Here is a 2,360-nt window from a genome sequence, read left to right as displayed (position 1 = left end):
ATGTTTGATAACTACATAACCATGTTCAAGGATAAAGTTTTTTATACAGCATTTGTAAACAATCTGATTTACCTGCTGATTGTGGTGGTCATACAGTTATCGGTTGGATTGTTGTTTGCTATATTGCTGACTTATATGACGAAACGGGTAACGCTTGTAAAAACGTTGTATTATGTGCCGTGTATCGTGACTACCGTAGCTGTAACCCAGCTGTTTCGCAGCATTTACGCTACAGAACCTATGGGACTTTTTAACCAGATCTTGAATTCCGTGGGACTGGGCGGGCTTGCGACTTCCTGGCTTGCGAATGTTAAAACGGTGCTGGCAGCTGTTTCCGTGCCGGAAGGCTGGAGATTTACCGGCATGTATATGGTAATCTTCTACGCAGCTCTGGTATCACTGGATCCTTCAGTCTATGAAGCAGCTAAAATGGATGGGGCATCGGAACGTCAGATCCTGTTTAAAATCAAAATCCCCCTGATCAAAGATATTCTGCTGCTCACTCTGACCATGTGCCTGACGGGAGCGCTGAGAGGATTTGACATACCGTTCCTATTAACCGGCGGAGGTCCAGGAAATACCAGTGAACTCATGTCAACTTATATGTATAAGAAAGCATTTTCCAGCAATCAGTACGGTTATGGAAGTGCGCTTGCCGTTTTTATTATTATTGAAAGTGTATTGGTGGTATTTACACTTCGGAAGCTGTTTACCAGCAGAGAGGAGCGGGAAATAAAAGCGTTGGAAAGGGAACGAAGAAAACAGAGGAGGGCAAAAGGATGAAAAGAAAAGCCTGGAAAATTATTTTTATTATATTCATTCTGGGATTTCTGGTGATTCAGATTTATCCGGTAATCTGGTTATTTATCGCCAGTATTAAGCCTTCTGTGGAGCTTGCCAGCGCACCATTTGCACTCCCCAGCAAAGTGACCTTTGAAAATTTTATGAATGTTCTTTCAGATGGAAAAATTGGCGGTTATATGTGGAACAGTTTAAAAGTGACCGGAATATCCCTCATATTAATTGTGGCATTAAGTGCTACTGCAGGTTTTGCCATTTCCAAATTTAATATCAGGATGAACCGTGGGATTTATGCATTTTTTACATTTGGAATTATGGTACCGGTTCAGATTACCCTGATTCCCCTCTTTATTTTCTACAGCAAAATGGGGGTGCTAAATACCAGCTTTTCCATGATTCTGCCCCAGGTAGGATTTGCACTGCCTCTTTCGGTTATGATGTTTGTAAGCTTTTACAGTTTTGTGCCTAATGAACTGATTGAGGCATCTATTGTAGACGGCTGCTCATCCTACCGCATATTTGGACAGATTGTCTTCCCTTTGGCTAGAAATACGGTTATCACCATCGCTTCTATGTACAGCATCCTGATCTGGAATGACTTTATATTCGCCAATACCTTTATCAGTGATTCCAAGGCTAAGACCGTAGCTATGGGGTTGAAAGATTACGTGGGTGCGTTTGGAAATGTAGACTGGGGTTCCACTTTTGCAGCTATTGTAATTTCAATTCTGCCTCCGCTGGTGATTTACTTCTTGCTGAATAAATGGGTGACAGCGGGAATGACCATGGGAGCTACGAAGGGATAATAATTGGTAAATAAATGTACGATCACGGTTGTTACCGGATTATGAATCAGGAGGGAAATTCATATGGAGAGATATGGAAGCCTGCCCGGAGAATTAAGCGCAATGCCATTTTTCCGGCACGGAAGATCAAGGGCTGTAAATGCGGAGAATCCCACAGGAGAAAAGGGAAAGGGCGGTATGGCGGCAGGTGTCCTGGGGCCTTCCAGGAAAGGAAGCCCATGCCTGAAAAATATTCCACCCGGAGAAACGGTAATTCTGGGGGATATGAAGGGATGCGGCATCATCAGCCATATTTGGATTACGGTGGATAATCAGACGTCACCCGGGGATTGTTTTGTCCTTCGGGATCTGATACTGCGCATGTACTGGGACGGGGAAGAAGATCCCTCGGTGGAGGTACCCCTGGGTGATTTTTTCTGCTGTGGATTCGGTAAAGAATGCATGGTGAATTCACTCCCGATCGTGGTGGTGCCCGCAAGAGGATTTAATTCCTATTTTCAAATGCCGTTTCACAGAGGTGCGCGCATTACACTGGAGAATCAGCATGTAAATCAGATTCCGGCATTTTTCTATCAGATAGATTACTGTCTCTATGATTCACTGCCGGAAGAATGCAGCTATTTTCATGCCAGCTGGAGAAGACAACCGTTAACGGAGCCGGGGGTGGACTACATCATAGCAGATGGGATCAGGGGAAAGGGGCATTATGCCGGAACCTATCTTGCCCTGTCCACTTTGCAGCGATATTGGTGG

At 44.4% G+C, this 2,360-nt stretch carries 3 protein-coding genes; all 3 read left to right on the top strand.

Translation table 11 applies throughout. The annotated features are described in order from the left end of the window. The coding region (locus ACH2DQ_RS03925) for a carbohydrate ABC transporter permease (protein WP_395025658.1) at nt 1-783 on the top strand (783 nt) is incomplete at its 5' end. Next, nucleotides 780-1,607 carry a carbohydrate ABC transporter permease gene (locus tag ACH2DQ_RS03920; RefSeq protein ID WP_394914532.1) on the top strand — a complete coding sequence of 276 codons (828 nt, stop codon included), beginning with the start codon at nt 780-782 and terminating at the stop codon, nt 1,605-1,607. The genes ACH2DQ_RS03925 and ACH2DQ_RS03920, both read left to right, overlap by 4 nt. Nucleotides 1,608-1,670: 63 nt before the next feature. Further along, the coding region (locus ACH2DQ_RS03915; RefSeq protein ID WP_395025655.1) for a glycoside hydrolase family 172 protein at nt 1,671-2,360 on the top strand (690 nt) is incomplete at its 3' end.

This window comes from Robinsoniella sp. (assembly GCF_034124845.1).
This window is presented reverse-complemented; position numbering and strand designations above follow the sequence as displayed.

What these genes read in the sequence shown, in the direction of transcription:
- ACH2DQ_RS03920 (WP_394914532.1), top strand. Translation starts at nt 780, where the DNA reads ATGAAAAGAAAAGCCTGGAAAATTATTTTTATTATATTCATTCTGGGA.